Below are 7,412 nucleotides of genomic sequence, written 5' to 3' on the forward strand. Positions count from 1 at the left end.
AAAGGACTTAGTCCTGTACAATACAGAACTAAATCCTTCACTTAAATTATTTGTCTAACTTTTTGGGGTCAGTACACACTTAGTCCCTTTTTTCCTTGCCTTAAAATTCTTTATTGCTAGATAATGGATATAGCCACATCTCATGTGACTGGCCAATCAACGAGTCGGAGTATAGGTCAATTCCTTGCCATGCTTGGTCAGAAAATCTGCCAATTCCGAATCAGGAATCTGCCGCAAATAAAGGTTAGAACGAATCGTATCGTCTTCTTCACGGCAGGTTGAGAGAACCAAATACCGGTCACTCGCCTTAATCTGGATCTTAGGATCCTTTGTCCGAGCAGCCTCATAGATATTTCTAAGCTGAGTCGTAAAGTCCTCGTCATCCTTAAACTCCGTCCGATAAAAAGCAGTCTCTTCCGGCACGATGACCAGTCCCATAGCTTGATAATAATACTTACGCTCAGGAGTCTCAATCACGACATATCTATGTTTGTCAAAATAATCCTGACGATCATAGTAGTTGACATCATTAAACATGCGATGATCTCCTGCCTTGCTACCCCGAGCATGCCCGAAAAGCCAAGTCAGACGATCACTGAAATCTTTATGATTGTCCTTATCCATAAAGACCGCTCCCATATAGGGCTCTTGCTTTCCTTCAAAAGTCTTCAGCAGATAAGTCGCATTATCTTTCGTTTGCACCACTGGCTCATCCAACTGTGTACCAGGAGCATAGACATAGCCTATCGTTTCTGAATTCACAGTCTTCAGTTTAGCAAAACGCTCTGCTAAATATTCCTTTTCTGTCTGACTTGAAGATGCAGATGAGCTTGACGTTTCAATCCTACTAGGATGCGAAACTCGAAGCTTACTGCCTGATGCTGATGAACGGAAAGAATAAAAAACAGAAAAAATAACCAGAACAATCAGCAGGAGGCAGAGGCCAACAACAAGGAGCTGTTTTTTATTCGAAGCTTGACTCCTATCTTTTTCTTGCATAATCTAAAAATCCTTTATTTTTCATTTTTTACAAAAAATATCACCGAACGAAGGCTCAGTGATATTTAGGCGTTAGCACAAATTAAAGACAAAATTATTTGACTGCACTTGTCTTAGGAAGTGACTTTTCTTCAGAATTTTCCTCATTTTCCTTGTTCTCTTCTTTTGCTTCCGGAGCTTTTTTTGCTTTATTTTCTGATTTTTTAGCCTTCTTTTTACCTGCTGTTGAAGAGGATGCCGCCGAAGATTGAGACGGTGCTGGAAAAGTTGGAACTGATGAAGAGGCTGTGGAGTAAGGTGCTGCCGAATAAGCCGGTGTAGATGGATCTGTAGTAGATGGTGCCACTGAAGGCTGATCCGCATTAGCCGACTCTCCCTCACCAATAACAAGAACTTTGTTACCAGCTTGATCCTCCATCACAGCACTTTTGCCAACCGGAGCTTTCTTAGCTTCAGCAACTTGCTGATCCAGAGCTGATTGTGCATCTCTATAGGCCTGCAATTCATCCATAACTTTATTAGATTCTGAGTCCGTACTGCCTTGGGGAACTTCATTATTATCAATGTCATTAACCCAAAGACTGGCTGTACCCTCAGCAAATACTGGTGCAGCAGCCGCGAAAAGTGAAAGGGCCACAGCACTTGAAAGCAAAACCTTTTTCATTATCTCATCTCCTCGTTACTTTTCAAAAATAATTGTAACTCCCCGTTACCTAATATTACCTACTACTAAGTATAGTTCGAACTCTTAAAAAAGTCAAGAATTTTACTACATAAAAATTTTTAAAACCAAATAATACCAAGGGATGAGACAAATTGTCAATTTACCAACTATTTAAATGGTCATTTATTTATATTTGAAACATCAAGTAATTTGAATTTTCTTTTAAAGTGAATGTTGGACTTTTTTTAAAAAAGATAGTAGGAATAAAATAAAGAAGAGGCCAGAAATTATGTATCCCAGCCATATATCACAGATTATTTTTTACCTATTTCAAACAAGGGTGACAGCGGCCGTTTTTCATGAATACGGACAATGGCTTCCCCTAAAAGATGCGCAATTGAAATATGCTCAATCTTATCAATCAAGCGCTCTTGAGGCAGATAAATCGTATCCAGCACAACCAATTTTTTAATCGCCGATTTTTGAATATTATCCATAGCAGGACCAGACAAGACTGGATGAGTGCAGCTAGCATAGACTTCTACAGCCCCTGCTTCAGCGAGAGCATCAGCTGCATGGCAGATAGTTCCCGCTGTATCAATCATATCATCAATTAGGATACAAGTTTTTCCTTCCACCTTACCAATGATATTCATGACTTCACTGCTGTTCATCTTGTCCACACTGCGTCGCTTATCAATAATCGCAATCGGTGTTTTCAGAAACTCTGCTAACTTACGGGCACGACTCACACCACCATGGTCAGGACTGACTACCACATAGTCGCCCCCTGTCATATTACGGCGCTCAAAGTAATCTGCAATCAAAGGTGCACCCATCAAATGATCCACTGGAATGTCAAAGAAGCCCTGAATTTGCGCTGCGTGCAAGTCAATAGTCAGCATCCGATCCACACCAGCAATTTCCAACATATTAGCAACTAATTTAGATGTAATTGGCTCACGAGCTCTAGCCTTGCGATCCTGCCGAGCATAGCCATAGTAAGGCATGACAACATTAATGGATTCAGCACTAGCCCGTTTCAAAGCATCTACCATAATTAAGATTTCCATCAAATTATCATTGACTGGCGAGCTGGTAGACTGCAAAATAAAGACGTGTTTCCCGCGAATAGATTCTTCAATATTCACTTGAATCTCACCATCAGAGAACTGACGGACAGTTGATTTTCCAAGTGGCAATCCAATCTCTTGAGCAACACGCTGCGCTAATTCTTGATTAGAAGAAAGAGCAAAGAGTTTTAAATCAGAAAAAGACATGATTCCCTCCAGATTCTAAATCGTCTTTCATTGTCCAATTACAACTTTTCCCAACTACCATTGTAACTTTTTTCAGTTGATTTTTCAATTAAAAATAAAAAACGCCAGAGGCGCTTTTTACTGATTAGTTCGGATAGATATATGAAACTGTACCTTGTGCAGTTGTTGGATTAAACCATCCACGGTAGTTACCGATTGATTGTTGTCCAAGGTAGTTTGCTTCTGATACTTGGATGCTTGTAGTAGATTGAACAGCTGTTACTACTGCAACGTGTCCGTATCCACCGTCAGTCCAACATGCAATCGCTCCAACTTCTGGCTGTGAACCAACACGGAAGCCTGCTGCTGCTGCACTTGCAGACCATTGTCCACCATTACCCCAGTAATCGCCAGCCCAAGGAGCTAATGTCTTAGCACCCCATGTACATTGACCTACTGGATAAGAAGAGGCAGATGAGCTATAAACTGGTCTATTTGCACGGGCAACAGATTGAGTTACTGCAGGTGCTGCTGGAGCCGCTGCTTCAGCTGCTGGAGCTGAATTAACAACTGCTTGAACTTGAGCTTGCAGGGTAGTATTTCCTGAAGCTTCAATTGCTTGGCGTTTTGATTCTTGCTCTGCTTTATAAGCTGCTTCACGAGCTGCTGCTTCAGCTGCTGCTTTTTCAGCTGCTGCTTTTTCTTCAAGAAGAGAATTCTTTTCGTTTTCAGCAGTTGCTTTTTCAGCCGCAAGACTGGCCTGAGCTGCTTTCAGTTCAGCTTGTTTTGTTGCCAAAGCTTGCTCATCATCAGCTAACTTCTCTTGGTTAGCAATTACAGTATTGATAGCTTCGTTATTCGCAACTTGCTTTTCAGCAATTACTTCTTTATCTTTCTTTTGTTGTTCCAGCATTTTATTATTTGCTGAAACAATTTCGCTCATAGCTGCTACACGAGAGATAGCTTCTGTAATAGAGCTAGAATTTACAACTGTATTGATGTAGCTAGTAGCAGTTCCATTTGTTTGGGTACTGCGTGCTTGATTTGCAAGTGACTCATTACGAGCTACAATATTTTTAGACAGCTCGTCAATCTCTGCAGAAAGTTTTGCAGATTCAGCAGACAATTTTTCATTTTCTGCTTTAAGCTCTTCTTGTTGCTTTTGAATAGCAGATACTTGTCCTTGAATCTCGTTAACTTGTGCCTGAGCTGATTGTTGTTGCTCTGTCAAACTGTTAATCTTGCTGTCTTGTGCAGCAATCTTTTCATCAGTTGTCTCCGCTTTAACGCTCACAAGTGCAGCTCCTTGTGAAAGGATAACTGTACTCAATAAAATTGATGTGAGTAGTTTTTTCTTCATAAAAATAATACACTCCTTCTTATAAGACATTAACTAGTATACCAGAAAATGCTGTATCATATGTTACGCCTTTATTACATTTTTATTTCTTGTTTATCATAAATACATTTTTTCGAAAATAGGCTGAAAAATGAGGAATATCAAGCCATTGAGAAGGATAGTCGGTACTAAACTGCTAAGGACAAAATCCTGCAAATTCAGACTAGAAAGATTCAAAAATACTGCAAAAGCAAAACTGGTTAATTCAAATAAAAATACAAGAATCAGAACAGATAAAAAGCGAGTAAATTTATTTAAAAGCATAGTCGAACTAGACTGACAAACCAAGAGACTTAAAAGAGGAAAAAGAATAAGAGCAATACCGATGGTATGAAAATAATAAACATCGTAAATCAGCCCCAGACAGCAAAATAAGAGAATATTATAGTTTTTAGAGAGGTTGATGGAAACAAAAAGCATGAAAATAAAGATAAAATGACTTACTAGGTGCCATTGCAAAGGCAGAATATTAGCCAGAAAAGTCGAAATCTGCCCATCAATCAGTAAAACAAAAAATAAAATAATAGGAGTCAAAAGATGTTCTTTAATATCTCTCATATCAGTTCCCTACCAACATTACAGCACGGATATCCGACAAATCCGCAGCCGGCTTAACCAGAACAATCTTGTTTAACTGATCCTTAGCCTCAGACACGGAAAGTACCTTACCGACAGGAATATTTTCTGCATTATAAGCACCCAAGCCACTGGTTGCCACCTCATCTCCCTCTTTTATATCTTCAGCACTATTTAACTGACTGATGCTATAAGCAGAGTTTTTTGCATCATAACCCGTAATAATCCCATAAACTGGACCAGACTTCGTTTGAATTCTAACAGAAATTTTAGTTGAGTTTTCCTCGTTAGTCAGTAGAGAAACCAAGCTAGACTGACTACTAGTTTCAGAAACACTTCCGACCAGACCACCATTAGCGACTACTAGCATAGCATCTGTCACATTATCAGATGTCCCCTTGTCAATAGTCAGCTCATTTTTCCAGGATGCTGGCGTACGGGCAATCACTTCGCTGGCAATTTGTATTTGATTTTTATCAGCCTCTTTAAATTCCAGAAGTTTTCGCAACTGCTCATTCTCATCTTCTAAGGAATCTACCTTCCCAGCCTTTTCCTCAAGCTCATAAAGATTTTTCTTGAGCTGCTGATTCTCTCTATAAGTAGACATCAAATCTGACATTTCTTCTTTTTTATCAGCTACAAAAGCAAAAGGAGAGCCAACAAGTCTATCTACCAATGAAATAATATTTGAAGTAGTTGATACAAACCAACTAGAAGAGGTAGATAGGATGAGTATCGTCATTGCAACAACTAATACAAAAAAAGAAATCAAAAACTTAGACTTTTTAAATCGATTCATCAGAAAAACCTCACAAAAAAGGACGAGAAAGTATAAGAAAAGGAGATAGCAAATGCTAAACTCCTCATTATACGGAGAATGGGGGATTCGAACCCCCGCGCCGGTTACCCGACCTAACGATTTAGCAAACCGTCCTCTTCAGCCTCTTGAGTAATTCTCCAATATTTTATGGGCACGAGTGGACTCGAACCACCGACCTCACGCTTATCAGGCGTGCGCTCTAACCACCTGAGCTACGCGCCCAAGTTTGAAAACTTGGTATGAACTTTCGTTCAAAGCGGGTGACGAGAATCGAACTCGCGACAACAGCTTGGAAGGCTGTAGTTTTACCACTAAACTACACCCGCATCACCACTATGATAATGTATGGCGCGAGACGGAATCGAACCGCCGACACATGGAGCTTCAATCCATTGCTCTACCAACTGAGCTACCGAGCCAATTATTGCGGGAGCAGGATTTGAACCTACGACCTTCGGGTTATGAGCCCGACGAGCTACCTAGCTGCTCCATCCCGCGTCAATACTATTTGTCCCTAAGGAGGATGTGGGATTCGAACCCACGCACGCTTTTACACGCCTGACGGTTTTCAAGACCGTTCCCTTCAGCCGGACTTGGGTAATCCTCCAAGATAACACTATGGACCTTGTAGGACTTGAACCTACGACCACTCGGTTATGAGCCGAGAGCTCTAACCAGCTGAGCTAAAGGTCCGACAAGATCATTATAGCGGCGAAGGGGATCGAACCCCCGACCTCCCGGGTATGAACCGGACGCTCTAGCCAGCTGAGCTACACCGCCATCTATCGGGAAGACAGGATTCGAACCTGCGACACCTTGGTCCCAAACCAAGTACTCTACCAAGCTGAGCTACTTCCCGAACTTAAGTTATTCACTTAATGCACCCTAGAGGAGTCGAACCTCTAACCGCCTGATTCGTAGTCAGGTACTCTATCCAGTTGAGCTAAGGGTGCTCATCTTCTTCTACTGCCTCTTACAAGTCTATGCCGAGGACCGGAATCGAACCGGTACGATCGTTACCAATCGCAGGATTTTAAGTCCTGTGCGTCTGCCAGTTCCGCCACCCCGGCCGCCTCAAGCGAACGACGGGATTCGAACCCGCGACCCCCACCTTGGCAAGGTGATGTTCTACCACTGAACTACGTTCGCATCCTATTCAAAAATGCCGGCTACATGACTTGAACACGCGACCCTCTGATTACAAATCAGATGCTCTACCAACTGAGCTAAGCCGGCTCATTATTATCTTATATGCGGGTTAAGGGACTTGAACCCCCACGCCCTAAAGCGCCAGATCCTAAATCTGGTGCGTCTGCCAATTCCGCCAAACCCGCTCTTATGACCCGTACTGGGCTCGAACCAGTGACCCTTTGATTAAAAGTCAAATGCTCTACCAACTGAGCTAACGAGTCTCTTACTTTTGAAATCGTCTCGACTTCAACGGTCCCGACGGGAATCGAACCCGCGATCTTCGCCGTGACAGGGCGACGTGATAACCGCTACACTACGGGACCTATTCTTTTCAGAATATGGGAGTTAACGGGATCGAACCGCTGACCCTCTGCTTGTAAGGCAGATGCTCTCCCAGCTGAGCTAAACTCCCTTCGCTAAGCGACTACCATATCTCACAGGGGGCAACCCCCAACTACTTCCGGCGTTCTAGGGCTTAACTGCTGTGTTCGGCATGGGTACAGG

General features: G+C 42.1%; 6 protein-coding genes, 17 tRNA genes and 1 rRNA gene. All 24 read right to left on the minus strand.

The window, feature by feature from the left end; translation table 11 throughout:
- Nucleotides 1–156 precede the first annotated feature (156 nt).
- On the minus strand, nt 157–999 hold the full coding sequence (gene srtB / locus K1I94_RS11025; protein WP_223315327.1) for a class B sortase, LPKTxAVK-specific: 843 nt from the start codon (nt 997–999) through the stop codon (nt 157–159).
- 94 nt (nt 1,000–1,093) lie between these two features.
- Entirely contained in the window at nt 1,094–1,663 is a 570-nt protein-coding gene (locus K1I94_RS11030; RefSeq protein WP_002905703.1) for an LPKTxAVK-anchored surface protein, read from the minus strand.
- Between the two features lie 314 nt (nt 1,664–1,977).
- Complete coding sequence (locus K1I94_RS11035; protein ID WP_223315328.1) at nt 1,978–2,943, minus strand: ribose-phosphate diphosphokinase; 966 nt, start codon at nt 2,941–2,943, stop codon at nt 1,978–1,980.
- A gap of 124 nt (nt 2,944–3,067) precedes the next feature.
- Nucleotides 3,068–4,282 carry a peptidoglycan hydrolase PcsB gene (pcsB, locus tag K1I94_RS11040; protein ID WP_009660204.1) on the minus strand — a complete coding sequence of 405 codons (1,215 nt, stop codon included), beginning with the start codon at nt 4,280–4,282 and terminating at the stop codon, nt 3,068–3,070.
- Between the two features lie 96 nt (nt 4,283–4,378).
- On the minus strand, nt 4,379–4,879 hold the full coding sequence (gene mreD, locus K1I94_RS11045; protein WP_002907638.1) for a rod shape-determining protein MreD: 501 nt from the start codon (nt 4,877–4,879) through the stop codon (nt 4,379–4,381).
- A 1-nt stretch (nt 4,880) separates the two neighbouring features.
- Nucleotides 4,881–5,696 carry a rod shape-determining protein MreC gene (gene mreC, locus K1I94_RS11050; RefSeq protein ID WP_223315329.1) on the minus strand — a complete coding sequence of 272 codons (816 nt, stop codon included), beginning with the start codon at nt 5,694–5,696 and terminating at the stop codon, nt 4,881–4,883.
- 72 nt (nt 5,697–5,768) lie between these two features.
- Nucleotides 5,769–5,856: transfer RNA gene (locus K1I94_RS11055), tRNA-Ser, on the minus strand.
- Nucleotides 5,857–5,865: 9 nt separating this feature from the next.
- Nucleotides 5,866–5,939, minus strand: a tRNA-Ile gene (locus K1I94_RS11060).
- A gap of 33 nt (nt 5,940–5,972) precedes the next feature.
- Nucleotides 5,973–6,043 (minus strand) — tRNA-Gly (locus K1I94_RS11065).
- A gap of 20 nt (nt 6,044–6,063) precedes the next feature.
- Nucleotides 6,064–6,136, minus strand: a tRNA-Phe gene (locus K1I94_RS11070).
- A 5-nt stretch (nt 6,137–6,141) separates the two neighbouring features.
- A tRNA-Met gene (locus K1I94_RS11075) sits at nt 6,142–6,215 on the minus strand.
- Nucleotides 6,216–6,234: 19 nt separating this feature from the next.
- Nucleotides 6,235–6,324, minus strand: a tRNA-Ser gene (locus tag K1I94_RS11080).
- Nucleotides 6,325–6,336: 12 nt separating this feature from the next.
- Nucleotides 6,337–6,410: transfer RNA gene (locus K1I94_RS11085), tRNA-Ile, on the minus strand.
- A gap of 13 nt (nt 6,411–6,423) precedes the next feature.
- Nucleotides 6,424–6,497 (minus strand) — tRNA-Met (locus tag K1I94_RS11090).
- 5 nt (nt 6,498–6,502) lie between these two features.
- Nucleotides 6,503–6,576, minus strand: a tRNA-Pro gene (locus tag K1I94_RS11095).
- Nucleotides 6,577–6,596: 20 nt separating this feature from the next.
- Nucleotides 6,597–6,670, minus strand: a tRNA-Arg gene (locus tag K1I94_RS11100).
- Between the two features lie 31 nt (nt 6,671–6,701).
- Nucleotides 6,702–6,787, minus strand: a tRNA-Leu gene (locus K1I94_RS11105).
- A 7-nt stretch (nt 6,788–6,794) separates the two neighbouring features.
- Nucleotides 6,795–6,866, minus strand: a tRNA-Gly gene (locus K1I94_RS11110).
- 14 nt (nt 6,867–6,880) lie between these two features.
- A tRNA-Thr gene (locus tag K1I94_RS11115) sits at nt 6,881–6,953 on the minus strand.
- Nucleotides 6,954–6,969: 16 nt separating this feature from the next.
- Nucleotides 6,970–7,051 (minus strand) — tRNA-Leu (locus tag K1I94_RS11120).
- Between the two features lie 5 nt (nt 7,052–7,056).
- Nucleotides 7,057–7,129: transfer RNA gene (locus K1I94_RS11125), tRNA-Lys, on the minus strand.
- A gap of 29 nt (nt 7,130–7,158) precedes the next feature.
- A tRNA-Asp gene (locus K1I94_RS11130) sits at nt 7,159–7,231 on the minus strand.
- Nucleotides 7,232–7,247: 16 nt separating this feature from the next.
- Nucleotides 7,248–7,320: transfer RNA gene (locus K1I94_RS11135), tRNA-Val, on the minus strand.
- A gap of 3 nt (nt 7,321–7,323) precedes the next feature.
- Nucleotides 7,324–7,412, minus strand: a 5S ribosomal RNA gene (gene rrf / locus K1I94_RS11140); the annotation flags it as partial.

The organism is Streptococcus sanguinis (genome assembly GCF_019929145.1).
GTDB classification, from domain to species: domain Bacteria; phylum Bacillota; class Bacilli; order Lactobacillales; family Streptococcaceae; genus Streptococcus; species Streptococcus sanguinis_U.